This is a genomic window from Maridesulfovibrio frigidus DSM 17176, assembly GCF_000711735.1.
Lineage (GTDB): Bacteria > Desulfobacterota > Desulfovibrionia > Desulfovibrionales > Desulfovibrionaceae > Maridesulfovibrio > Maridesulfovibrio frigidus.
Genome location: NZ_JONL01000004.1, coordinates 285,266 through 311,512 on the forward strand (window position 1 = coordinate 285,266; position 26,247 = coordinate 311,512).

The window sequence follows — 26,247 nt, forward strand, 5'->3', positions numbered from 1 at the left end:
GAGTGCACGCTAATAAACCTCTTTTTTGGCATCAGGGATTATTTCTTCAACCACAACATTTTCAGTTGTCGGATCTTCATCAATTGCATCGTTTACGTGCTTTGCGTGAGTATGGACAGCCCCATTTCTGGGGGCTTACCAGACTTGATATTCGTGAAGGAGCACTTGAACGTCGTAATTTTGAAGTTTCGGATGTAGAAGTCTTGTTTGATGATGGCAATTTTGTTTCCTTTCCTGGAAATGCCAAACTCGAGCCTAGATCCTTTGATAAAGCTTGGGTGGATGGCGAAAAACCTTTCATGGTCTATCTCGGACTTCGTAAATGGAATCCTGAGGGAGGCAATGTTTCACTGGTTGAGGATGGAGCTCCTGTTGTTAACACTATGTTTGCGGCATCTCCAAATCCTGAAGAGCTTCCTGATCTTTTAGGAAGTGGTCCTGTGGCTCAGATTAAGCCTATGCGATATGTGCTTCGTCTTTTCTGGGAAACCGAACTTGAAGATCTTGGCGCGTATACGATAATTCCGCTTGCCCGCCTTGTTCTTGATGTTCAGCAAATTCGCCTTGACGAAAGTTTTATTCCTCCAGTCATTACCCTGAGCGGTTCGGACTATTTATCCAATATTTTTAGAGATGTGAGTGATCAGGTCGCTTCACGCTGTCGTCGCCTGGAGCAATATAAAAATCCGGGTGGGCTTGGTGCTGGAGATCTGGACTTTACCTCAACGGTCTTTTTACTCGCCTTACGAACATTGAACCGGTATGCGCCCAAGCTTAAACATTTAGCGGATGCTCCGCATATTCATCCATGGAAAGCTTTTGGAGTATTGCGCCAGATAATAGGCGAGTTGTCTTCTTTTTCCCGCGATTTTTCTGCCCTTGGTGAGGGGATTAATGGTGAGAAGATGCTGCCTGATTATAATCATGAAAATCTCGGTCCTTGTTTTGAGTCGGCCCGCGCGATTATTACCCGTATTCTTGACAGCCTGACAGCTGGACCTGAGTTCATGAGTCAGTTTGTTTTCGAAGATCCTTATTATACTGCGGAACTTCCAGACCGAGCATTTGGTCCGGGGAACAGTTTCTGGTTGCTCATTCGTATGGATCAAACGGATCAGGCGAGTGATGAAATTCTTAAGATTGCAAAACTTTCGGCAACAAAGGGAATGAGTGCTCTTCTTGCTAGAGCCGTCCATGGTATAAGTTTGACTTCAGTGGAAAATCCTCCACCGGGTTTGCCGCGTACTAAGGGCGCACTGTGTTTCCGCATTGATACCGAGTCTCCTTTGTGGGACGATATTGAAAAGTCTCGTAGTATTTCGCTTTACTGGGATTCTGCTCCAAAAGAAATGGTGGCATATATTGCGGCCATGAGAGGGTAGCTCAATGCATCTATCGGATTGTTTTCTCGAACTATTCACTTTTATCCGCTTGGTAACGGATTCTCAGGAGCAGATTTCTGCTGATTACGATACTGTGCGCAAGGATATCTCGGTTCTTATTGAGCGGCTCGAAGAGAGGGCGCTCGATAATGGCTTTTCCAGTGAAGAATTTGATGAAGCACGATTTGCAGTTTTTGCATGGGTTGACGAAACCGTGCTGTGTTCTTCTTGGGCGGGAACGAGAGAGTGGCTTAAGCTTACTTTGCAGCGTGAATTTTATGGGACGGCCAATGCCGGTGAGGAATTTTTTGAGCGGCTTGATGTTCTTCTTGGGTCAAGAGAGAAGCCAGTAGATGAAACTCTGTTTGCAGATTTTGCTAAAGAGTCTGAAAAAGAGCCTATTGGTGAAGGTAAGAATGGGAATACTGAGGTTCTTGAAGTTTATACCTTGTGCTTGTCTCTAGGATATACGGGTGTACATTTTAGTGATTCAGATTCCAGCCATTTAGATCAGCTGCGCGAAGACGGTCTTGCCCGACTTATGGGCAAACAGGATGTTGACGGACTTTCCGCTTTTCCTCAGTCGTATGGTTCCGGTAAGGAAGCTAAACGCAAATCAAACTATGGGCGGGTTTTTGATCCGCTTGCCATATTGTTTTTTCTACTCCCTATGCTTGTAGTGGCTGGTGTTTTTTTCGCCTATAAGGGCTTGCTAGAGTATAGCCTCAATCTTTGGTTGGGCTAACTTTTTGGACCGATAAAGCAAACGATATATCGCATGAAGAAATTTCTTTTTTCAGTTCTAAAAATACTCCTGATCGTGCTCATATTTGTAGCCGCGGCTGTAGGATCCTATTCTCTTGTCACTTATATGGGCTGGCCTTGGTGGGCTGGTGCGTGTCTGTTTGGCGGGTTGATAGGCGTTGTTGCGGCCATTTTATTCATGCGTAAATGGCTACTTCGTAGGCGTGAAAGGAAATTCGTAAAACGAATTGTTGATCAAGATGATTCTGCCATCGCGGCGGCTCCGGCTCATGAACGTCAGCGTTTGCAGGATCTGCAACATAGATGGAAGGAAGCCGTTGAGCTATTGCAGGCTTCGGAGCTGCGTAAGCGCGGAAATCCTCTCTATGTGCTACCTTGGTATATGGTTTTCGGCGAGTCTGATTCCGGTAAGACCACTGCGGTCAGCAGCAGTCGCCTTACAACTATATTGACCGATGTTGGCCCCGTTCCGGGCGTTGCCGCCACTAAGAATTGTGATTGGTGGTTTTTTGAAGAAGCTATTATTCTAGATACTGCGGGGCGCTATGCTATTCCGCTTGATGAATCCCGCGATAAAGAAGAGTGGGAACAATTTCTTTCCCTTTTGGTTAAGTACCGCAAAAAAGAACCTCTGAACGGTTTAATTATAACTGTGCCTGCTGATCGTTTATTAGGCGGGGATGATGACGGTATTCATGAATATGGGCGCAGTTTGAGGCGTCGTATTAATGAACTTATGCGAGTACTTGGAGTACGTTTCCCTGTTTATGTTCTGATCACCAAAATGGATCTCGTTTTCGGTCTTAACGGCCTGACAGACGTTTTGCCGGAGCACGCTCTTTCTCAGGCTATGGGCCATGTAAATGAATCTTTGGTTACTGATCCTGAAATATTTGTAGATAAAGCTGTCTTCAGCGTGACTGAACGGTTACGCGAACTCAGACTTTTGCTGATAGACAATAAAAGCAAATTCGATCCTGCGTTCCTCCTTTTTTCAGATGAATTGGATAGGCTGCGTCCGCGTCTGAAAGCCTTTGCTACAGGTGCTTTTGAAGACAATCCATATACCGAATTACCATTGTTTCGCGGTATGTTTTTCTCCAGTGGAGAACAGACAGGTGAACAAGCTTCTGAATTTCTTGAGGGGCTATCATCTCTTAAAGTGGTTGAAAAAAAGAAGCCCGCAGCTACCCGCGGAATCTTTTTACATGACTTTTTTTCCAAGGTTCTTCCACGGGACCGGCATTTGTTCACACCTATTATTGAGTTCCTTAAGTGGAAGCTTCTGACTCGAAATTTGGGCATGGGCGTGTGGCTTTTGATCCTGTTCTTCGTGATGGGTCTTTTCAGTTTGTCATATATTGGCAATCAGCGGGCTATGAATGATCTCTTTGTCGCTTTTCCGAAGAAACCTGTTTTTTCAAAAAAAGTTGATGAGCAGATAGTTGAGATGGAAACTTTCAGAGAGAAGGTCTTAAATCTAAACAAGTTGAACTCAAATTGGTGGGTTCCCCGCATGGGGCTTGAGGTCAGCCGCGAAGCCGAGAGAAAGATTCAATTGCTATTTTGTGAAAATTACAAGTCGGTTATCCAAGTTCCTATGGATGATCAAATTAATGCCGCAATTAATAAGCTGGGCAAAAACTCACCGGAACAGCTGACTAGTGAATATATTAATTTACTGGTGTGGCGTATTGATTTGCTTGAAAATCGTTTGTCAGGCGGAGACATGCAACCGTTAACAGCTTTTGAACTTCCGTCCGGGAAGGCTTTGTCGGAAGCAGTAAAAGGGTTCAGTCCAGATTTGATGAAATATCTGGCTGAACAGTATGGATCTTATCTTGTCTGGACGGATAATACTGAAGTTTTGCAAGAGCAGAAACTATTGCTCCAAGCTCGTTTGGGCAAAGTTTTCAGCCTCAAAGGATCTGATTTCAAGTGGTTAGTAGACTGGGTTAATGAAAATCAGAATCTACATGGAATAGCCTTACAAGATTTCTGGGGTGGACCGCATTTGCGTTTAAAAAATGAAGTTAATATCTCACCTGCCTATACTAAGCCTGGTCGGGAAGTTCTTCAAAAATTTCTGGTTGAGCTAAAAAGTGCCATGCAGGATTCGAGTGAATTCGATAAACAGGCTAATGAATTTTGGACTTGGTATGCAGAGCAGTATTATAGAACTTGGTTCAACTTTGCCTCGCATTTCTCTGACGGGGAAAAGCAGCTTCTGACCAAAGAGGACTTCCGGCTTATGGCTACCAAAATGTCCCTGCCGGACAATCCTTATTTCAAATTGCTGACGCAGATGAAAGAGGAATTCGAGCCTCTTAAAAAGATTAAGCCAATTCCGCAGTGGGTGGCTCAAGTTTATTCTTTCAACATAGTTTTGGCTCAGTATAAAGCAAGTAAGTCCAAGGGTGTAGAAGAATCTTCTGAAAAAGCTCAGGACTCTTTAAGGAAAATTGTTGCAGATCTTGGTGGAAAAATGGCTGTTGCCGTTGAACAGCGCATTGAAGTTGCCAAGAAGCTTGATGCATATATGAATGTGCTCGACGATGTTGCCGCGTTTACGGATACTCAGGAAAAAGCGTTTAAGAGTGCCTCTGCGCTATTCCCCGGAACTGGGGGCGCTGCCTCTGGTGGAACTACTGGCGGAAGCGCTGGCGGAGCACCCGCGAAGAGCGGAGATGCCGGGAAGAATCCTGTCGCAGGTGCTACCAAGGCAATGGCTGAGTTAAAGGCTCGTATGAACAGTGAAGGGCGTGGGTCTGATTTGTTCTGGGGGCTTGTGGCTGGGCCACTTGATTTCATCGTACACGTGGTCACCATGGAAGCTGCTTGCGAGCTTCAGCTATTATGGGAAGGGCAGGTTCTTGCTGCAACGGCTCATGTGCCAGCTAACAAATTGCGAGAAAATCTGTTTGGTAAAACAGGTGTGGTCAATAAATTTATCAGTGGATCAGCTAAACCGTTTTTAAGTCGTAATACTAATGGTTGGAGTGGGCGTACTTGGATTGGAACTAAGTTCCCGTTTAAGTCTGACTTCTTTGTTTTTCTTAATGATGGAGCGCGAGGCAGTCAGGAAATTCAGCCGGAGTACAAGGTCTCGCTGTCCACAATTCCTACCAATGTAAATAGCAATGCAACGCAGGAGCCTTTCGCTACCCTGCTAACCGTTGAGTGCGGCAGTGCTCAGCAGGTATTGTCTAATTACAACTATGCCGAGGAAATGCTTTTCACATGGAAGCCGGAAGATTGCGGTACGACCACACTGACGATTCAGTTTCCGGGTATTAATTTGACTCGTACTTATGAAGGAAAGCTCGGTTTTGCGAAGTTCTTGAGTGAGTTTAAAGGCGGCGTAATGACCTACACTCCAAAGGACTTTCCTGAACAGGCAAAGGGCATAGCTGGACTCGGTATTGAGACAATTAAGGTTGGTTATACCTTTAAAGGTGCTGCTCCTGTTATTAAATTGCTTGAACTTAAGCCTCTGAATGTCCCTGACACTATTACGGATTGCTGGCATTAAAATGCTGAAAGTAAATGGAGTTTTAACGTGCTAACAATATTCTACCGGAGATTTTACATCCTGCTTTTCCTGATATGGCTTTCGGCCACCGCAGGTCTTTTTGTGCTCTCTGTGTGGGGTGATTATGATACGTTTATAGATGACTTTAGTAAGATGGTTAGGGATGAAGTCCATACGAATAGTACTAATGCAACTGCCGGAATAGAAATAAAAGGTGAAAGCCTCAACGCGACAGGCAGCACTGTGCTCAGTCAGGCTTCGGATGCAATAATGCATAAGGCCAAAGTTGCAAAAAATGCTGTTCGCAGAGAAGTTGTCTACGAAGTTCGTGCAGTAGAAGAAGGCGTGGAAGATATTTTTGATGAAAATCAGCCGGTCGTAGATCCTATTGCCGAGGAAGTTGCAGCGGATAAGGCCAGAAAAGCAATGGATCGTCAGCATTCGGGAGCAGGAAGGCTTACGGAAGTCATGTTCACGGAAACCCCTGATAAGTTCCTAGCTCAACTTCGGACCACCAAAAATGTGGAGAGGGTTACTTTTTTCTGGCTTCCAAAGCCGACTCGCTTAATTGTTGATTTGCGTGGGAAATGGAAAAATAGCGCTTCCAGCCTATACCGTTTTTCAGACAGTTTTATGTCACACGTGGTAGTAGGTATGCACCCTGATCGTTTGAGAGTTGTGTTTGAGTTCACCGATTCAAAGGCGCCGATGGGAACTCGCCCCGAACTGGTACGCACTCCCGAAGGGCTTGATGTTGTTGTGGTTAGCCCCGGAAATGGTACTACTAAGCCTGCTTCTCAGTAGATGCCTATTTCACAGGATTAACGAAGTATGTCCTAATTCTATTTCGTTGATGTTGTATGATTATCAATAATTTCGGATAGTTGAGTGTTCAACAAAGCCTCGTGATGTTATAGCGCATTGCGGGGCTTTGTTGTTATTATTTTTCAATTATTTTGACAAGCCAAGGTTATTTTGCAACAAATTAAAAGTCCGTATATGCTTATAAAATAAACAGGTAAAGTTTCAACTGTCACCCATATCTCTTTATGTTCAGGGTGATAGGCCAAACTTTTAAAACTCCACAAAATGAATTCTATCCGTTTATTTTTAATAATATTTATATTGTCACTCTGCGGATGTGTTCAAACTGGTGGTGACAATCAAGTCAAAGCCGCTCAAGGCTATTTAGATCTCTCCCGTTGGGATTTTGCTCAGCTTGGCCTAGCTCCACTTGATGGGGATTGGGAATTTTATCAGCATTCCATAAATTCTTCAGACTCACCTAGACTATTATTACGCAAGACCAAAAAAGATTTCTTTCCTATTCCTTCAATCTGGCGTGGTGATACTACGCAAGGTGTTCCGTTGACATCACAAGGTCAGGGGATATACCACCTGCGGGTTCAACTTGCTCCTGAGTCAGGAGCCGACTCCCTGTATATTGCCGGAATGCTTTCTGTGTGCCGTGTTTGGGTAAATGGGGATTTGGTTGCAGCATCAGGGACTCCCGGAAATAATATTGAGTTGGAAATACCACAAAAACATTTGCTTACACCGAACTTCCCTAGGGCTGGCAGGTATGTCGATATTGTTTTGGAGCTATCTAACTTCCATAATAAAGAAGGAGGAATTAACTCCAGCATACTTATCGGGACCCGTGATCAGATTCAGGATTTGATTAATAATCGTCGTATTTCAGGAGCCATCACTGGTGGCGCTCTTCTAATTATGGGGATCTACCATCTCATCATATTCCTGATGCTCAGATCTAACAGAGAAAATCTGTATTTCGGATTATTCTGTATTTTATGGTGTATTGGAACCGTTTTCAGTCCTTCATCCGCGTTCTTAGTCACCAAATTTTTCACTTTCGATTGGGGCTGGTACATAAAGATATGTCTCCTTCCAGCAGGGCTGACAGTTCCCCTGTTGCTGATTTTTTATAATTCACTTTTCCCCCAAAAGTATGGTGAAAAAGTCAACTTGATATACCTCGTGTTTGGTGGAATTTATATTGTATACATCCTCGTTTCACCGCCAAGTGCATATTCCCTCGGGCCTTTAGCGTACTTTCTTGTCAGCAGGACTGCGTATGTTTATCTTTTCGCATCCTTTATAAATGATCTGCGTAAAAAACGGAAAGGGGCCATCTATCTGGCTCCCGGATATTTAGCACTAGCATGCGCTGAATTGAATGAAGTATTTTTTGACTTTAATATTTTCAATTCTGTAGATTTTGCACCGTACGGAACGTTTATGTTCATTCTTTCTTACTCACTTTTAATGTCTGCACGATTTTCTGAAACATTATCCAAATACGAAAAGATCTCAGGAGAGTTGGAAACTAGCAAAAAAGATGAGCATGACCATAAAATTGTCCACGTGCGTCTTTCCAAGATGCTCAATACAGTTGATGAAGCACTGCTCGCTGTTAATAGTGATCTCATTATTGATTTTTGCAACGGCTCTTTTGAAAAATTGAGTGGTTTTCAGGATATTAAAATACAGGGCCATCATTTAGTTCAGTTGTTTGAATCAAATGGGCACCACGAAATAGAGGACTTACTGCAACTTCTCAGACCGCAGAGTGTTGCAGCCGGTAAAGTAAGGAAGGATAATTTTAAGTTCCCCATCGCGGATGGGAAAATATTGAATGCATCTATTTCCATGTGGCAGATGGAAGTGGAGAATGAAACTATCTATGTGATTAGCGTCAGTCCTGCCGCCGTAGTGCTTGATAAACGCCAGCTTGCTGTGCAGATAATGAATTCTTCTATAGAATGCTGGGAAAAAAGTGCAGATCAAGACAAAGCTAGTTTAGCAACGCAATCCGGGCTGTGGAATGTATATATGGAAAAAGACGGATACTCACGCACTCAGACCCTTGATCGCTACTTAAGTGAAGAGACTCTTCCAAGTCGTCCAAGATGGAAGAATGTTTATGCAACAGTTGAGTTTGTTCTGGCTAATACTGCGGCGCGGGATGCAACTTATTTGGAGCTTGAAAAGGGAATTGCGGAGCTAAAAAAGATGTCATGATCAAATATGAAATAGGACCATGACATCTTTGGAATAGACAATTTTTAAGCGCGATCTTTTAAGCTATCTTTTAGTGATCATTAAGCCACTTTGCGGCGTAAGCACACACCTATAAGAGCCGCAATAAATAGGCCGATAAGTTCGATAGAAAAACTGGCTTGTGGATTTAGCACACAGCCGCTGTCATCGCTGCTACTACTACTGCTGCTCGTAGAAACTGTTCCGGGAACCACTGGGTCGGTGATTACGCCAAGTGTACTGTTCAGATCATACTCTCCATTATCTTTAACAGAGTAATTGACTGTGTAGGTTCGCGCTCCCACTAGAGTAGTTGCAGGGTCAATGTATTGTTCGCTGTTAGCTTCATCGGTAATCCAGAAATATCCTTCATCGTCCGGGTTTTTACCTGAGCTGTAAGTAAAACTTATAGAGGCTTTGTCTGGGAACAATTTGAAAAGAGATACATCCCCAGCCGCGCGCTCTCCAAGGCTTGAGCTGTTGAAGCTGAAATAGGCAACTTGATTGCTCGTAACAGTTGCCGTGAATTCGTAGACATTTGCTCCGAGCATACTATCCATACCCGGGGTCTCATGCTCAGCTTTAATCTCCTCAGTGGTCTCGACTCGCTTGGTTACTGAGCTTATCTGAACTGTTGTGCCGCTAGGCTGAACCTGAGTCGCTATTATTGTTTTATCCGTGCACCATGCGGAACTGTTCGTATTCGGAGTGTTAAATATATAAGCCGCACCAGCGTTTGTAAGGCTATCCTCTGTTTTATCGCTAGCCCCGATAACGCTATAATCTCCGTAAATGGCTACATCGGAACTCATGGCTGAGTTAGGCTCAGTGTCAGCATCACTAAATGCTTTGACAATTCCCCACTCACCTACATCGGACTGACTTTTAGAATAAAGGTATGCTCCAAATTTTGAAGAAAGAAGGGCCATATCTCCAGAGATTGACACGTGTTTACCGAAATAAGCATCGGCATAAGAATAATCTGAACCGTCATCTTTTTGGGCTACAAGAATTTTAACAGCTCCCCACTGATCTGCGCCGCCTTTGTCCTTGGAATAAATGTAAGCCCTGCCTACTGACTCATCTGAGCCGACATCATAGTTTGGTGAACCTACGATAAGCAGATCTCCGGAAATATCCATGGAACTACCATAATTGGCTCGCACTTGTCCCGCAAAAACACCCTCTTCATCAGTTGCTATAATCTTTTTGACTAGCCCCCAATTTTCATCCCCACCTGTGTTTCTAGAAAAGATATAAACAGCTCCAGCTGCGGTCTGTCCGCCCTCGCTCTTGCCCGGTGCGCTTGAAGCTATGAGATCTCCTGAAACAGCGATACCCGTACTAAATTGTGATCCCATGACGTTGTCGGTAGCTTCGAGGGATTTAGATAGTTGCCAAGTGTTTGGAACAGCAGAATTAGGAATGTATAAGTAGGCCCTTCCTGCATATACTAAACCGCTGACAGTTTGGCTCTTATACCCTATAAGAAGAACGTCTCCGCACACTGCTATGCTGTTAGCAAAATGTCCGTTGTTTGTTGGGGTTTGGGTAATTTTTTGAGCAAATCCCCAAGTGTCATCCCCGCCCTGATTTCTACTAAAGATGTAAGCTGCGCCCGCTGAAATTGCGCCGCTTACATTGGTATACTTACTTACGAGTGCAAGAGTATCGCCGGAAATGGCTAGAATCTCAGAAAATTGTAACCCACTATCCACTGATTCTCCGGGGACGTCGCTAGCTGTAATTTTTTTTACAAAACCCCAATTGTTCGTTCCACCTTGATCTTTATAAAAGATGTACGCCGCACCTGCGTTAGTCTTTGTGCTGACAGTTTGTTTATAGGCTCCAACAACCACAGTCTCTTTATAGATATCAACGGAATACCCAAAATAAGCATCCGTCTGCGTTTCTCCTGCTCCGGTGTCACTCGCAGTAATTTTCTTTATGTAGGTAATAGTAGGGTCAATTGTAATTGGGTAGGTGGCGCTTGAATCGTCCACAGCCCAGACTAGGTTGCCATCAGAAACAGACATGGAGCATGCAAGATCTTTTCCCGCAGCATCCCATCCTTTTATTTCTGAATATCGTACAGATTTTTCACCCATAAAATAAATGTCAGACCCTTTTTGTTCAGGGCTAAGGTTGCCGGATGTGCTGAAAAGGAAATTTAATGGACCTGCACCCGCAGGTTTTTCATTTAAAACTAACCCATGCTCAAGACTGTCACCGTGGTTAATATACCACTCAGTCATATCTTGGCGGATGAGGTTTAGTTTTGTTCCATCAAGAGCGAGTGACGGCTTCGTTGTTTTTTGCATCACTTCATCGCGGCCTACTGATGAGAGCGATAAAGCGAACCAACTCTCGCCACTTTTAAAACGGGTATCATATTTGTCTGCGCTCAAATTTAAATTGCCATCCATCGTAGATGAACTGATTGAGCCGTCAGGGTCTTTTTCGAATTTGGACATTTCCTGTTTCAAATGCACTTTTATTTTGGCGGAAACGTCTTGTGGAAGCTCACTAGTGCCGGTTTGCAGAGAATAGTCAACAGGAGCAAACGATTGATTAGCCACTGCTGCCATGCAGATATTTGGAAGGCTGAGTAAGCCTAAAAGGATGATGGCAAAAGTTGTTTTTTTCAAGTTGAATGCTCCTGTTTAAAAGCTGGGTATGAGTGCTTAGAATATGTTCCAAAAGAAAATTGCGACTGATTTAATGAACTTCATTCCGAGCATAGAACGTACTTGTTCGTATACTAAATGAATAGTGTAATTAATCATCTTGAATAGGTAGATTGTCAAAGTGTTTACACGTTAACTTACGTGAAAGTACTGCTATGCTACTAATTCTATAGTATTTATTTGAGTTGCGGAGAGGCCTTTTTAAGGGGTGGTCTGAAATGTTGAGTTTAATACTGTGTATAAGAGGCTGGGAAAGTTCACAATCTTTCATAATAATATAAGGTGAAGTTGAGTTGGTTTGGAATTCTTTGATGGGTTATTTGACTAGCGTGAAGGTCTGAAGAAATCTATTTCTTGTTCGGTTAGGCGTAGGTGTGCGTTTGCTTGATCTGCGTAGAGATTGAAGATCATTATATGCAAGTTTATTTTGCATGAACTATCATTCATGGCTTTCATGGTGAAACTCCATTCGTTTTCATCAAATTTTTTATCATACGATAGAAAGTTGGAGTGTCCCATAATTATCTTCATTGCCACATTCAGCAATTTTGGAAAATCTTTTATGGTTTTGTTAAATAGAATTAGATTTGCTTTGCCGTCGGTCCAGAAGTTACATTCAAGGATACAGTCGAGGATTTTTAAAAACCTGTTTTCACTACTCCATATTTTGCAAGTGGACATAAAAGCGCTTTTCCCATTTTGTGAAATGGATATCGCTGTATTCCCTTCCTTTTCAAAAAGAGCCTTTTCCATGCTGTCTTCAAACTGAATATTCAGGGCTGAAATGATGATGTCACGTAGTTCTATTTCCTTATGTATTCTAAAAACATTAGCAGTTTCTTCACAATTGCGCCCAACATGTCTAATCATTCTGATGATTTTGATGAAGTCGTCTTTGGTGATACTTGGCTCATTTGATTTTTCACTATTGTAGTCAAGCGGATAAGATAATTTTTGACGTACATTGATAGGGCAAAAGTCCACAGTTCTTTTTTTGGTTTTCAGATTTATGGTAGGATGGTTGCTAAGCATTTCCAACTTCTGGAGTTTGGCTATCCGCTTAGATACTGCTTCTTCTACTGTTTTACGTAATACATCGCGATATTGCCTAATATCTACATCCTGCCAGTTGAGATATTTTTTAATTTCGTAGAGGTTATGTATAAATTCCGATTTTATTTGATTCTTGTCTGCTAACATTGGGTGGATATATTCTTTTGCTATTTTTCTATTTTTAATGCAGAAAGCCGGACCTCCACCCACGTTGAAACTACTTGGTTGCGATAGCCAAAGCCTTTCATCCCCGGAAAAGGGAATCTCAATGCGGACTTTAATGCCGTCTACCAAGGGGTGATTGTTTCGGACGAGTGTATCCTCAAGAGGGATATCCGAACTGCTTTTTATGCAATTCCTCAGATGATGTACCCGTATAAAATGTTCATATAGTTTCAATTGGTCCAGTGAATTTTTCAGAACCAACCGGGCGACAATTTTATCCGCAGGGATATGGCGAAAATCTTGTTCATTGATGGATTCCACCTGAGATTTAATGCTTTTTATTTTATTCGCGAGTAATGATGAAAGTTCGTATTCGTTGAAAAGCTTTTTGTGATTGCACTTTTCCATTTCGGACTCCGTAGTAAGTTCGCCCCGATTTTGTCTTTTTTCGGCTAATTTCGTTGTGGTGGTCGAAGTTGATTCATCCATTTTTATAGGGGGGCAAAATATGCCATTATAATAAAAATATGCATATGGCGTACCAGCTGTTAAGGGGCTTCTGCTATGGTGAAAAGCTCTTCTTATGTTTATCTTGAGCTTGTTGTGATATAAGACCAATAGGTTCACCGTAAGAGCTGCTAAAAAAGGGGTAAAAATGAAAAATGGGATAAGAAAAGAAAGCGATAGTATGGGGACGGTCGATGTTGCTCTGGATAAATATTGGGGCGCGCAAACCCAGAGATCCTTGAAAAATTTCAGTATCGGTTCAGATATAATGCCCCTAGAGATTGTGCGCGCTCTTGCCATGATCAAGAAAGCTGCGGCTCTTAGTAACATGCAGCTCGGTAAACTTCTTCCCGATCAAGGGAAGCTCATTATTCATGCGGCTGAAGAGGTTATTGCCGGTAAATTTAATGACCATTTTCCACTGCACGTATGGCAGACAGGTAGTGGTACGCAGACTAATATGAACGTGAATGAAGTTATTTCTAATCGCGCCATTGAAATTTCAGGTGGCGAAATGGGAAGTAAACATCCCATTCATCCCAATGATCATGTAAATATGTCTCAGTCTTCCAATGATACTTTTCCTGCTGCAATGCATATCGCAGCGGCGTTATCTGTCAGGGATAAGTTGCGACCTTCATTAGAGAATATGCTTGCAGAACTCCAAACGAAGTCAGAGCTGTGGAAGGATGTGGTTAAGATTGGCCGTACTCATTTGCAGGACGCAGTTCCCATGACTCTTGGTGATGAGTTTTCAGGTTATGCCGCTTTGATTGAAGACGGAATTAAGCGGATTGATAAAATTGCGGATGAATTGCGAGAGCTTGCTCTGGGCGGTACTGCCGTCGGGACGGGGCTTAATGCTGCGCCCGGTTTTGCTAAGCTTGCAATCGAGCATATTTCTGACATGACGGGAATTGGCTTTCGTCCTGCGGCTAATTATTTTGCGGCCTTATCTGCTCATGATGTGGTGGTAGCTACAAGCGCTGCGGTGCGCGGAATAACATGTTCACTTATGAAAATAGCAAATGATATAAGATGGCTGGCTTCCGGTCCACGGTGCGGGATTGGTGAGCTTGTGCTACCTGCGAATGAACCGGGGTCATCGATTATGCCGGGTAAGATTAATCCTACCCAGTGTGAAGCTATGACTATGGTGGCGGTGCAGGTTATGGGGCTGGATTCAGCGGTAGCATTTGCCGGTTCGCAGGGTAATTTCGAGCTGAATGTTTTCAAGCCTGTGATGATTTTTAACTTGATTACATCAATTAACCTTATTTCAGACAGTGTTGACAGTTTTACCGAACATGCTCTTACCGGATTAAAGCCCGACCTTGGGCGCATCAAATATTATCTCGAGAATTCACTTATGCTTGTAACCGCGCTTAGCCCTGAAATTGGCTATGATAAAGCCGCAGAGGCCGCGCATCAGGCTTTTGTGGATGGTGGAACCTTAAAGGACACCTGTACCAAGATGGGGCTGATAAGTGCAGAAAGGTTCGATGAAATTGTTCAGCCGATGAAGATGGCTAAGCCACAGGGGTAATTTTCTTTTAAATTATTGTTTGACTGTCAAACTAATCTCGTGCAAAGAAGTTTGAAAGACAAGTTGTTTGACTATCAAACAATAATTAGGAGCAAGTAATGGAATTTGAAACTATATTTTTAGTCGCGTTGCAGAGCAGCCTTTTTCTAGGGCTGATTCATGGAATTAATCCTTGTGGACATTCATGGTTGATTTTAGCCCCGTTTATTTATGGCGAAAAAAAAGGCGGACGCGTGTTTTCTTTGACCGCAGCCTTTATTATGGGGACGACTCTTGCCTGCCTTGCGATAGGTTTTACTTTAGGATCTATTTCCTTAACCATTCCAGCGTCAATGACCTACATTGTGGATATGATTACAGTGGGTGTTTTGATCGTGTTGGGGGGTATTTTGATTGTTAAGCCTGAACTCCTTCACAGCCATGACCACGATCATGATCACGCCCACCCTCACGACCACAGTGATGATCATGAAAAACCTCACGATCAAGGGCATAACCACAGTCACGATCATGATCATCATCAGATCTCTCACGGGTGTGGTTGCCCGTGCGGAAGCTCTCATTCTGAATCAAAATCTGCGATACGATGCGCAACATTCTGGGGACTGTTTTCAGTGGGCTTCTTTAACATGATCGTCCCATGTCCGACTGTGGCAATTATGTACAAGTATGCTTTGGATTCAGGGGATGTCTTTAAGGGAACTGCCGTTTTCGCTAGTTATGCAATCGGGACGGGAATAGCTCTTGCCGCAGTAATTTACGCTATTTATAAAGCTGCTGCATTTGTTCGCACGCTTGAGCAGGGCTGGGTTGAGCCGCTTGTAATGAGAACTGCTGGGGTCATGACTATCGCTTTTGGAATATACAGTTATACAAATATATAAAGTTATGGAGTCCCGGTGGTAATTTTAAATAAGCTCAATCATTCGGTTATCGAATTTTATGAGAAGCTGTCTTCATGGGAGCATGACATCGTGCGCGGGAAAGGGATTACTTTACCTCAGATGCACACTCTTGAGGTGCTTGGCATCCATAAGCCCATGCGTATGAAAGAACTCGCGCAACGTATGGGCATAACGACAGGGACTCTGACTGTTCTGGTTGATAGATTAGAAAATAAGGGCTTTGTGCGTCGTAAACCTCACGAAAGTGATCGGCGTTCCATTATTGTAGAATTGACTGATTCTGGTGATGTGATGTTTGCGGAACATGACAGGCTTCATCTGCGTTTAATCGAGGAGTTAACTTCTGAATTGTCAGATTCTGAACGGGAATCTCTTTTGAGTTGTCTGGATAAAATGAATTCCGCTTTTTGATCGTGAAACAGATTCTAATATTGATGCTTACAACGACATTCTTTTGACAAATTTTGGTGTAAAAGTGGATTTTTATTTCATAAAAACAGAAGCTTAAATGGTTATGAACAAGAAACGAACAACTGTGGAAAACTTTTGTTCATACTCTTGTTATCCTTACTCCCGCAAGGGTTTTCAGAGAACTTTCAAGAAATTGTCTAGAAAGTCTTGACCAAAAACGGTGGTTTGTTAGACTCCCCTAAGTTGATTTTGCACTTCAGGAGTCCAATTTTTTTGGACCTCGAAAAGAAAACCCGGTTAAATTCCGGGGCGGTTCTGCCGCTGTAAACTTTATCCCTTTCAGGGTGAAGAAAAGCCAGCCTCTCTGCCTGAAGCATGTCTGTTTTTTTAACAGACATTTTCCATTTTCCGGATGTGCCTGTATTTCTGATACTTAAGGCCATTCGGCCCACAAAAAGTCCTGCGGGATGCGCCTTCCGGGCCGCCTGCGCCACAAGCTCATACCTTATTCTCCAATGCGGGAGCCTTGCATGTCAGCAACTTTTCGTTGCGATATCGCTAGTGTTTTGTACTGTGGGCAAAGGTTTGTGCGGACAACCCCTTAACAGGTAGTATTGATGCCAAAACAAATTTTGAAACGTGACGGAAGACTTGAGTCCTGGTCTACAGAAAGAATTTCTGAAGCAATTTTTAAAGCACTTAAAGCTAGCGGAATTAAAGATCCTTTACTCGGCAAGCGCTTAGGTAAAAAAGTTGAGAAGAAACTTGCTGGTATGGACGTTCCAGAACAGGAAACTGTTCAGGATATGGTACAGTTAGTACTGATGGAAAGTCGTTTATATTCCGTTGCGGAACGTTATATTATATATCGCGAAAAAAGACGTGAACTGCGTAAGCAGGATGAAACTTACCTAGACATTACAGGAACTATTGAAAGCTATCTTGATCGTTCAGATTGGCGTGTTAACGAAAACTCAAATATGGGCCATTCCTTTCAGGGATTGATGCTTCACATGTCGGGTGCTGTGCAGGCTCGTTACTGCCTTGAAAAATATCCTGAAGAAATCAGACAGGCTCATGAGCATGGTTACTTCCATATTCATGACCTTTCTTTCGGACTTGCCGGATACTGCGCTGGCTGGTCTTTGCGTGATCTTTTGATTGAAGGTTTCGGCATTCCCGGTCGTTGTTGCTCTGCTCCTGCTAAACATTTTGATTCCATTACCGGACAGATTGTTAACTTTCTTGGAACTTTGCAGAATGAATGGGCGGGTGCGCAGGCATTCAATAATGTAGATACATATCTCGCTCCATTCGTTAGGAATGATGGGCTTGAGTATCCCCGCGTTAAGCAGATTGTTCAGAAACTTATTTTCAACTTGAATACTACTTCCCGTTGGGGCGGGCAGAGTCCTTTCACTAACTTTACTTTTGATATGGTTCCCCCGAAACATATCGCTAGCGAGCCTGTGATCATCGGCGGAAAGTTCCAAGATACCACTTACGGTGATTACGCTGTTGAAATGGAAATGATCAACAAAGCTTTCGTCGAAGTAATGCTTGAAGGCGATGCTGACGGACGTATTTTCTCCTTCCCGATTCCCACGTACAACGTAACTCCTGATTTCCCATGGGAAACAGAAGTTGGTGAATTGCTCTTGGAAATGACTGCTAAATACGGCGCTCCTTACTTCCAGAACTTCATCAATTCTGACCTGAACCCTGAAGATGTTCGTTCCATGTGTTGTCGTCTTCAGATGGATGTTCGCGAAATCCGCAAAAAGACAGGCGGTCTATTTGGAGCTGGCGATCTGACTGGTTCTATCGGTGTTGTTACCTTGAATTTGCCTAAGCTTGCTTATCTTGCTCAGGGTGAAGAAGATTTCCTTGATCTTGTCGCTGAGTATGCGACTCTTGCTAAGGATTCTCTCGAGTTCAAACGCAAGCTTGTTTCCGCTAACTTTGAAAGCGGAATGTTCCCATTCTCACAGCATTATCTGAAGAACGGGTTTAAAGGCCACTTCAGCACCATCGGCCTTATCGGTGGTAATGAAGCATGTCAGAACTTGCTCGGTAAGGGCATTGATACTGACGGCGGCGTAAGACTGATGCAGCGTGTTTTGAATCACCTGCGCGAGCTTGTTGTCGAATTTCAGGAAGAAACAGATAATCTGTACAACCTTGAGGCAACTCCGGGTGAAGGAACATGTTACCGCTTAGCTAAGATTGATAAGAATCTTTACGCGGATATTTACACTTCAGGTGATGATGTTCCTTACTACACCAACTCAACTTTGCTGCCTGTTGGTGCCACAGAAGATGTTGTTTATGCTCTAGAGCATCAGGACAAGTTGCAGACTTTGTACAACGGCGGAACAGTGTTCCATACTTTCCTCGGGGAAGCCGTTTCCGAAACTGCCGCTCTTCGCAATTTCATAATTAAAGCTATGACGAATACTAAGATTCCTTATATCTCAGTAACCCCTACATTCTCAATCTGTGAAGATCATGGATACCTTTACGGTGAGCATTTCGAATGCCCAACCTGCGGTAAAGATGCAGAAGTATACACACGTATTGTCGGTTACTACCGCCCTGTCAGTCGCTGGAATAAGGGCAAGCAGGAAGAGTACAGAGAAAGAGCCGAATACGGTCATTCTTCTTGTGAGTGTGATACATCAGGTGGAGTAGTTGTTAAGGAACTTTAAATGATTTAGGTTCGCAAAATTAATGATAATCAGGCCCGGAAGAGAATTCTCTTTCGGGCCTTTTTTATTACAAATCTGGTTTGAAATATTTTTTATGCAAGGCCTTGCAGAAGTTCACATGCAAGGTTAATTTGTATGTCTGAACAGTAAAAATTTAACCTTCGACTAAATATGATATTATCTGCCAGTCAAATACGGGCCTTGCGCCAGAGAAACGATGAAGAGCTTCGCAAAGGGAATTTTGCGAAGCACGGATATCCGGCGAATACAATTCAGGACTTGCTCCAGACTGTTGAAGCGCTAAAAAGCGAAAAAAAGAAATGGAAAAAAGTTGCTCAAGAACGTGGAGAGCTGCTAGGGAGACTCACGGGTATGCTTGATGAGTTTAACAAGCAGAGATAGGTTGGAGATTGGTGTAATTTTTTAGCCCCGCTTTGTAAAAACAAGGCGGGGATTCTTTTGACGAAATGCGGTTACTAATAAAAGTGAGATTTTATCTATGTATTTTCCTGTCTCCGGCGTTGAAGTAAACCCCCTTATTCCACCGCTTGTGGCGTTCGTGGTGTCCTTTTTTACTTCGATGGGAGGCGTTTCAGGCGCGTTTTTATTAATGCCTTTTCAGATGTCATTTCTCGGTTACACTTCCCCTTCAGTTTCAGGGACAAATCAGCTTTTTAATATTGTAGCTATTCCTTCCGGTGTGTTGCGGTATATTCGTGAAGGCCGCATGGTGTGGCCTCTAGCAATAGTTGTTACTGTCGGAACGTTGCCCGGCGTGCTTGTAGGGGCAATTGTCCGTGTTAGATGGTTGCCGGATCCTGCCGCGTTTAAGCTGTTTGCTGCAGCCGTATTGCTGTGGATCGGAGTCAAACTGGCGTTCAGCATCCTCAAAAAGGAAAGTGGTGGAAGCAAAGCGACAGAAGAAAAATTTCAGAAGATGGCTAAAGAACAAATTCATGCAAAGATGAACGGTGAAAATCTTCCAGCCGTTAAGGTTCTAAAATTTTCTGTTTCACGTATAAGCTATGGATTTTACGGTGAAGTTTACGACTGCTCGACACTCGGCCTCCTCTCATTATCTCTAATTGTGGGAGTCGTTGGTGGGATTTACGGTATTGGCGGCGGCTCGTTTATAGCTCCTTTTTTTGTGACTTTATTTGGGCTACCGATTTATACTGTTGCCGGGGCCGCACTCATGGGGACCTTTGTGACTTCGGTTGCTGGAGTTATATTTTATCAAGTAATTGCTCCGTATTATCCGAATATGTCCATTGCGCCAGATTGGTCGCTTGGTATTCTTTTCGGCCTTGGCGGTATGGCGGGTATGTATTTCGGAGCGCGTTGTCAGAAGTTTTTTCCTGCCAAGTATATTAAATGGATGCTGACAGTGATTATAATATTTACTGCCGGCAAGTACATCAGCGAGTTTTTCTAGATATGGGACATATTATTGGGAAAGATATTTATCGGCAGTTGGGCCAAAAGGTAGATAATACCACGGTTCGTATGCCTTGGTCCGAACCTCTACAGAAGCTGTTAAAGTCTCTTTATTCTCCGGCGGAAGCGGATCTTATTGTCCGCATGCCTTACCGTCCTTCCTCTATTTTGCGCATATCAGAGATCACTGGTGTTGATGCACGCAAACTTCGGCCCATGCTTGAGAATATGTGCTCAAAAGGGCTGGTCTGCGATATGTGGGAGAAGGATGAATATCAATATATGATAAGCCCTTTCGTGATCGGTTTTTTTGAATTCACCATGATGCGGACAGGCGATAATCTAGATTCTAAAAAGTGGGCTGAGCTATTTCAGAGCTACATGTTCGGAGACAGCTCTTTTATTGATGCGAATTTTGGAGATGGACAGCAAATTTCGGTCATGCGCGCTATTCCCCATGAAGAAACTATTCGCGATGTGGATCATGTTGAAATCCTCGATTATGAGAAAGCGTCTGCCTTGATCGCAGAGCAGGATCTATTCGCCGTAGGTTTATGCTCTTGCCGTCATGAAAAGATGCACCTTGGTAAGCAGGGTTGTGATGTGGATCTTGAAACCTGCACTTCCATGGGAGATGCGGCTCAGTTTTTAATTCGAAATAAATTTGCGCGTGAAATACCGCGCGGCGAGATGTTAGATATTCTGGCTAGATCCAAAGATCTGGGATTCACACTTTCAACTGACAACGTTAAGCAGAATGCCGGATTCATATGCCATTGCTGTGGATGTTGCTGCAACTTGATGCAGGGTATAAAATATTCTGGCTACCCGGGGATGCTTGTATCTTCGTCTTTCATAGCGAGCTGTGATGTTGAAAGCTGTAACGGCTGTGGACTATGCGTCAAAGCTTGTCCAATTGATGCTATAGCTCTACGTGAAAGGGCGGATGTGAATTCTTCTGAGTTGTATAATTTAACTGAATCTAAAGCGAAAAAGCAAAAGTATGCTGAGATAAATACGAAGCTTTGTCTTGGGTGCGGGGTCTGTGCGCTAAAGTGCAAGACCGGATCATTACAGATGGATAAGCGTGAGCAGAAAGTTATTCATCCCGAGGATAGTTTTGAGCGGGTGATCTTGCAATCCCTTGAACGGGGCACGTTGCAGAATCTTATTTTCGATAATCCGAATAGCCGGAGTGAATCTTTTATGCGGGCTGTTGTTGGTGGATTTTTAAAACTTTCGCCCGTGAAAAAAGGGCTTATGAGTGAAGCTTTGCGGTCCCGTTTTTTGGATGCGATAAAGTCGAAAGGATAAAAGTCCGGAAAACTTATCGCTTTCCGGACTTCTGTTATTCATTTGCTACTGGATAGGAGCTTCGTTTTTTTCTTTTTCCTGATCAGCCGCGATTTGTGAAAGTTTTGCGCGAATATAATCGCTTGCAATATTTCCCTGCTCGTCATCTTGAGTGGGCGCGTATTCAGAAATATCGTCGGCTACTTGTTTTTCCATGCGCTCAGATTCCATGAACATGATGTAGATGAGAACAATTGCGGAATCGTTTTCAACTGTGCCGCTACATAGCTCATCAATTTGATTTTGCGGCACTGTTTCGAGAAGTCTGTCTATGAACATTACTGCCCATTTATCGTATAATTCCGAGATGGTCGGGATCATACTCTTAATGCTGCTGGTCGCTTTTTCATCTATATTGGGCATGGTTAAGGTGATGAACTCACCGATTGCATCCTGTCTTGCGGATTCGTTGTGAGTGCATTTTTCCATGATGATTGCGTGGATATATTCTCTGATTTTTGCTTCTTCCATTTTACTTTCCCTTATGCTGCAAAATTTTGATCGGTGTTAGTTATTAGCTTCGTGAGGTGAATACTAGAAAGATTCTCAGCAGGCAACCGTGTTGATAGCTGTTGATTGACCTACTCTTTTGGTGGTAAGTCGCTTTAAGTTAAATACGATTATAATAATTTTTGAAATTTAATACTAATAGATATTCGGATGCTCAAGGCCGTTTTATGTACAGGAGATGACGAACTGATGGTTAATGGTAAAAAAGTTGTAATGGTGATGCCTGCTTATAACGCTTCATCTACCCTAAAGAAAACGTTGGATGAATTGCCCACTGATGTAGTGGATGAAATTTTGCTTGTCGATGATTGCAGCCGCGATGATACCGTTACACAGGCTGAAAGCTTAGGCATTAAAACCGTAGTTCATATCTGTAATACTGGGTACGGCGGCAATCAGAAAACTTGTTACAACACTGCTCTTAAAATGGGTGCGGATGTTGTTGTCATGGTTCATCCTGACTACCAGTACACACCGCTGATTATTTCAGCCATGGTATCGCCCATTGCAAACGGTGTTTTTGATTGTATGCTCGGGTCTCGTATTCTAGGTACAGGCGCACGCAAGGGCGGAATGCCTCTCTATAAATATGTAGCAAACCGTTTTCTTACCTTTTTCCAGAACATGATGGTCGGTTACAATCTTTCAGAGTACCACACAGGCTATCGCGCTTTTTCTCGCGAACTGCTTGAAAGTATCCCTTTTGACGAAAATGATGATGATTTTGTTTTTGATAATCAGATGCTTTGTCAGGTTATTTATGCCGGATTTGATATTGGCGAGGTGACTTGCCCTACACGTTATATGGATGACTCTTCTTCCATCAGTTTTAAGCGTTCCGTTAAGTACGGGCTTGGAGTGCTCAGGTGTTCCTGCGAAACAGCCCTTCATAAGCTTGGATGGATGAAATGTGAATTTCTTAAGTCGATTGAACCTCGTAAAGACAGATAGGCTCGCATATGCCCGGTTTTGCAGCGGATAATGAATTCAAGAAAGGTATGGTTGCGGCAGTTATTTTGACTGCACTTGTTTTAATTGTATATTCCCAGAGCGGAAATTTCGAGCTGGTTACATACGATGACACTAGCTACGTGACTGACAACGCGAGAGTGATGGAAGGGATTTCAGCTGAGAATGTCGGCTGGGCTTTTAGCTCTTTTCAACTTTCAAATTACCATCCGCTGACAGTTGTTTCGCATATGCTGGACACTTCGCTCTTCGGAGATTCTGCTGGTGCGCGTCATCTGGTTAATGTTTTTTTGCACCTTGTGAATGTGCTGCTGCTTTTCTTTTTTCTGATCAAAGCTACGGCAGGACTTGAAGAGGGCGGCTTGTTCCCTTCATTTTTTGTTGCGGCCCTTTTTGCCGTGCATCCTGTGCACGTTGAGTCTGTAGCGTGGGTTTCTGAACGTAAAGACGTGCTCTGCACCTTTTTCTGGCTGCTTGGAATGATAAGCTGGCTGGACTGGGTGAAGAGTAAAAATATGAGTAGCTACGCGCTTACTTTTTTCTTCACCGGACTTGGAATTCTTGCCAAACCTATGGTTGTAACTCTGCCTGCCGCATTGCTTCTTCTCGATTTCTGGCCTCTTGGCAGAATTGATCTTAAAAAGAATCCTGTTGCAAAATTTATTAAGCTGGCTGCTGAAAAGTTACCTTTGGTACTGCTCTCTGTACTCTCCTCGGTGCTGACTTTTATGGCCCAGAAGGGCGATGGCGCTATGCAGTCCAGTGAGTCGTTTCCGTTTGCGCTAAGAGCTTCGAATGCGCTGACATCATGGGTTTCATATTTACGCGAGCTGGTTTTTCCCGTTGATCTGGCTGTGTTTTATCCATATCCGCAAGAGATTGCTATTTGGAAGCCTGTTTCCGCTGCACTTTTCATTATCGCTGTTTCGGCTGTGTGTGTTCGATATATTAAAAAGGCACCTTTTGTTGCCGTTGGTTGGTTTTGGTACCTAGGAACGCTTGTTCCTGTTATCGGACTAATTCAGGTTGGTGATCAATCCATGGCAGATCGCTATGCTTATATCCCATTTATCGGGCTGTATATTGCGATATGTTTTGGGATCGCTCATTTGGTTAAATTTGGGCGTGTTCCTGCTAAAGTCGCCGTTGGCGTGGGGGCAATAGTTGTTATGCTTCTGCTCGTGGGGGCATTCACTCAGGCTGGATATTGGAAAGATAGCGGTTCATTATATAAGCGCGCTCTTTCTGTGACTGAGAATAATCACCATATGCATTACAACTATGGAAATTTGTTGGACCGCAAAAAAGATTCTGCTAAAGCCGCAATCCATTTTAAAGCCGCAATCAAGGCTGATCCTTCACACTATAAAGCCATGACAAATCTCGCTAATATTTATAGTAAGCGCGGCGAACTCGTCAGCGCTATGGGCCTATATGGACAAGCTTTGCAGGTTAATCCGAACTACGCAAAAGCGTATGCGAATCGGGGCGTTGCCAATCATAAGCAGGGCAAATTAGATGAGGCTCTGCGTGATTATAAAAAAGCTCTCGCGCTCAATCCGCGCCTTGTGGATTCCATGGTTAACATGGGAATTCTTTACGCCATGCGCGGTAATTATTCTGATGCCCGTGCTACATTGCGTAAAGCTCTTGAAATTGATCCCGGCAATAAACTTGCGCAGAAAAATTTGAGTCTCATCCCTTAATCTTTAAGATTTAATTTTTCATGAGTATATCTCCCAGCAAATCTGCTGATCTGCTAATCCCGTGATCATAGGGTAAACGGGATTGTAGATGTTGCTTGAAGTCTATTCGAGTAGATAGTTTAATACTGTTCATATGAAGTTCATGATCCGTTGTTATGAATTTCGTCTTGTCATGCCTACTGTGATTATAGTTAATATTATTATTTGACACCTGTTGTATGGAGACGGTTTATGGATTCTTTCACCCACCTTATGCCTCTTGTGAAAATCATCCTTGTTTTTATCTGCATGTTGCTTGGCATCAGGTTTAAGTTCGGGGTTGGGTTATCGGTTCTTTTAGGTGGCTTTGTTTTAGCCCTCCTGACCCATATGAAGATGGACGCACTATTTTATGCGGCTCGAGATGCAGTTATAGATGAAAAAACTATTTATCTGGTTTTGATTGTCGCATTGATCATGCTTCTTAGTGGACTGCTTGAAAAAACTGGGCAGGCCGGGCGGATAATGGAGTCGTTGACGGGATATCTTAAGAGTCCTCGTTTGCGTTTAGTATTTTTTCCTGCACTGATTGGGTTACTCCCTATGCCGGGTGGGGCAATTTTTTCAGCTCCTATGATTCGTGAAGCTGCGGAAGGTCTTGATGTTTCAGATAAGGACAAAGCGGTAATTAATTATTGGTTCAGGCACGTTTGGGAGCTTGCATGGCCTTTGTATCCGGGCATGATTCTCGGCTCGGCCTTATGTAATATGTCCATATTTAAATTTATCAGTTATACTGCTCCCGGCACTCTTGCGTGTATTTTGCTTGGGTATTTCTTTTTTTTAAGACCGTCTGTGCTCCCTCTTGAAGATGGTGTTCATGACAGTTTGATTATTCCGCCGGGCGGTGCTTTTAAAGTTTTAAAAGAGGGGCTTCCGCTGATTGTCGCTATTTGCGGGGCGTTGTTTTTTGAAGGCGTTTTATCGTTGATATTTCCGGGTGTTGCATTTGAAATAGGTGTGATTCTTGCGTTGTTATTGGCCGTTCTATGCGCCGCATTCGCTAACTCTGGATCTGCTCCTGTAGTCTTGCTTTTGGTAAGACAAAAAAGATTCTTGAGTATGATCTTTCTGATTTTGTGCGTATTTATTTTTAAGGATATTTTAGGAGCTTGCGGGGTTGTTAATGAGTTGGCACGCTTAGCCGGCGGGGAAGCTGCATTAATTGCTGCCGCCGTATTTGTCCCATTCTTGATTGGTTTTATTGCAGGTATTACTTTGGCCTTTGTTGGAGCAGCAATGCCTCTAGTTGTGGGCTTGGTTGACACCATGGGTATACAGTCTCAATTGCCAGCTTGGGCCATGCTTTGCATGTTCTCTGGATTTGCGGGACTCATGGCATCTCCACTTCATATATGTTTTCTTTTGACGTGCGAGTATTTTAAGGTAGATTTGTTTTCAACATGGAAAAGAGTCTTGTTACCCAGTCTTGCCTTGCTCTCTCTAGGAGTAGCGTACTTTTTTGTTTTGGTGTAGGACGGCAGGACCCCTAGGGGGCAAGAAATAAAAAAT

At 43.3% G+C, this 26,247-nt stretch carries 18 protein-coding genes and 1 riboswitch; of the genes, 15 read left to right on the forward strand and 3 right to left on the reverse strand.

The annotated features are described in order from the left end of the window. Positions 1–2: 2 nt before the first annotated feature. The 5 genes from tssK (at position 3) to BR06_RS0110565 (ending at position 8,721) form a co-directional block, all read left to right on the forward strand. Positions 3–1,382: a type VI secretion system baseplate subunit TssK gene (tssK, locus tag BR06_RS0110545; protein WP_031482728.1), complete on the forward strand. Its 1,380-nt coding sequence runs from the start codon at positions 3–5 to the stop codon at positions 1,380–1,382. 4 nt (positions 1,383–1,386) lie between these two features. Continuing rightward, positions 1,387–2,127 carry a DotU family type IV/VI secretion system protein gene (locus tag BR06_RS0110550; RefSeq protein WP_031482730.1) on the forward strand — a complete coding sequence of 247 codons (741 nt, stop codon included), beginning with the start codon at positions 1,387–1,389 and terminating at the stop codon, positions 2,125–2,127. Positions 2,128–2,160: 33 nt separating this feature from the next. Further along, on the forward strand, positions 2,161–5,679 hold the full coding sequence (locus BR06_RS0110555) for a type VI secretion protein IcmF/TssM N-terminal domain-containing protein (RefSeq protein WP_031482732.1): 3,519 nt from the start codon (positions 2,161–2,163) through the stop codon (positions 5,677–5,679). A gap of 27 nt (positions 5,680–5,706) precedes the next feature. Then, positions 5,707–6,483 (forward strand): AMIN domain-containing protein, encoded by a 777-nt coding sequence (locus BR06_RS0110560; RefSeq protein ID WP_031482734.1) that lies wholly within the window; start codon positions 5,707–5,709, stop codon positions 6,481–6,483. A gap of 285 nt (positions 6,484–6,768) precedes the next feature. After that, positions 6,769–8,721: a 7TM diverse intracellular signaling domain-containing protein gene (locus tag BR06_RS0110565; RefSeq protein WP_031482735.1), complete on the forward strand. Its 1,953-nt coding sequence runs from the start codon at positions 6,769–6,771 to the stop codon at positions 8,719–8,721. 80 nt (positions 8,722–8,801) lie between these two features. Here the strand turns inward: BR06_RS0110565 and BR06_RS0110570 are convergent, their stop codons facing one another. Together BR06_RS0110570 and BR06_RS0110575 are read right to left on the reverse strand one after the other, a co-directional pair. Then, on the reverse strand, positions 8,802–11,387 hold the full coding sequence (locus BR06_RS0110570; RefSeq protein ID WP_031482737.1) for an FG-GAP repeat protein: 2,586 nt from the start codon (positions 11,385–11,387) through the stop codon (positions 8,802–8,804). Between the two features lie 363 nt (positions 11,388–11,750). Beyond that, positions 11,751–13,052: a hypothetical protein gene (locus tag BR06_RS0110575; RefSeq protein WP_031482739.1), complete on the reverse strand. Its 1,302-nt coding sequence runs from the start codon at positions 13,050–13,052 to the stop codon at positions 11,751–11,753. Positions 13,053–13,299: 247 nt separating this feature from the next. On the opposite strand from BR06_RS0110575, the gene fumC reads away from it, so the two are divergent. The 7 genes from fumC (at position 13,300) to BR06_RS0110620 (ending at position 21,472) form a co-directional block, all read left to right on the forward strand. Continuing rightward, entirely contained in the window at positions 13,300–14,697 is a 1,398-nt protein-coding gene (gene fumC, locus BR06_RS0110580) for a class II fumarate hydratase (protein WP_031482741.1), read from the forward strand. Between the two features lie 98 nt (positions 14,698–14,795). Further along, on the forward strand, positions 14,796–15,581 hold the full coding sequence (locus BR06_RS0110585) for an urease accessory protein UreH domain-containing protein (protein WP_031482742.1): 786 nt from the start codon (positions 14,796–14,798) through the stop codon (positions 15,579–15,581). Between the two features lie 21 nt (positions 15,582–15,602). Further along, positions 15,603–16,013, forward strand: coding sequence for a MarR family winged helix-turn-helix transcriptional regulator (locus BR06_RS0110590; protein ID WP_031482744.1), 411 nt, complete (start codon positions 15,603–15,605; stop codon positions 16,011–16,013). Positions 16,014–16,254: 241 nt separating this feature from the next. Further along, positions 16,255–16,399: riboswitch (cobalamin riboswitch) on the forward strand. Positions 16,400–16,630: 231 nt separating this feature from the next. Next, positions 16,631–18,721, forward strand: a complete 2,091-nt coding sequence (locus BR06_RS0110600) for a ribonucleoside triphosphate reductase (protein ID WP_031482749.1) — start codon at positions 16,631–16,633, stop codon at positions 18,719–18,721. Between the two features lie 171 nt (positions 18,722–18,892). Continuing rightward, positions 18,893–19,123, forward strand: a complete 231-nt coding sequence (locus BR06_RS0110610) for a hypothetical protein (protein WP_031482751.1) — start codon at positions 18,893–18,895, stop codon at positions 19,121–19,123. A 97-nt stretch (positions 19,124–19,220) separates the two neighbouring features. After that, complete coding sequence (locus BR06_RS0110615; protein WP_031482753.1) at positions 19,221–20,156, forward strand: sulfite exporter TauE/SafE family protein; 936 nt, start codon at positions 19,221–19,223, stop codon at positions 20,154–20,156. Between the two features lie 2 nt (positions 20,157–20,158). Beyond that, entirely contained in the window at positions 20,159–21,472 is a 1,314-nt protein-coding gene (locus BR06_RS0110620; protein WP_031482755.1) for a 4Fe-4S dicluster domain-containing protein, read from the forward strand. A 45-nt stretch (positions 21,473–21,517) separates the two neighbouring features. On the opposite strand, the gene BR06_RS0110625 is transcribed toward BR06_RS0110620, so the two are convergent. Then, entirely contained in the window at positions 21,518–21,982 is a 465-nt protein-coding gene (locus BR06_RS0110625) for a hypothetical protein (protein WP_031482757.1), read from the reverse strand. 228 nt (positions 21,983–22,210) lie between these two features. On the opposite strand from BR06_RS0110625, the gene BR06_RS0110630 reads away from it, so the two are divergent. The 3 genes from BR06_RS0110630 to BR06_RS0110640 all read left to right on the forward strand — a co-directional run bounded on the left by BR06_RS0110630 (position 22,211) and on the right by BR06_RS0110640 (position 26,211). Beyond that, positions 22,211–22,972, forward strand: coding sequence for a glycosyltransferase family 2 protein (locus BR06_RS0110630; protein WP_031482759.1), 762 nt, complete (start codon positions 22,211–22,213; stop codon positions 22,970–22,972). 8 nt (positions 22,973–22,980) lie between these two features. Then, positions 22,981–24,696, forward strand: coding sequence for a tetratricopeptide repeat protein (locus tag BR06_RS0110635; RefSeq protein ID WP_031482761.1), 1,716 nt, complete (start codon positions 22,981–22,983; stop codon positions 24,694–24,696). A gap of 231 nt (positions 24,697–24,927) precedes the next feature. Continuing rightward, positions 24,928–26,211, forward strand: coding sequence for a DUF401 family protein (locus BR06_RS0110640; protein WP_031482763.1), 1,284 nt, complete (start codon positions 24,928–24,930; stop codon positions 26,209–26,211). Positions 26,212–26,247 lie beyond the last annotated feature (36 nt).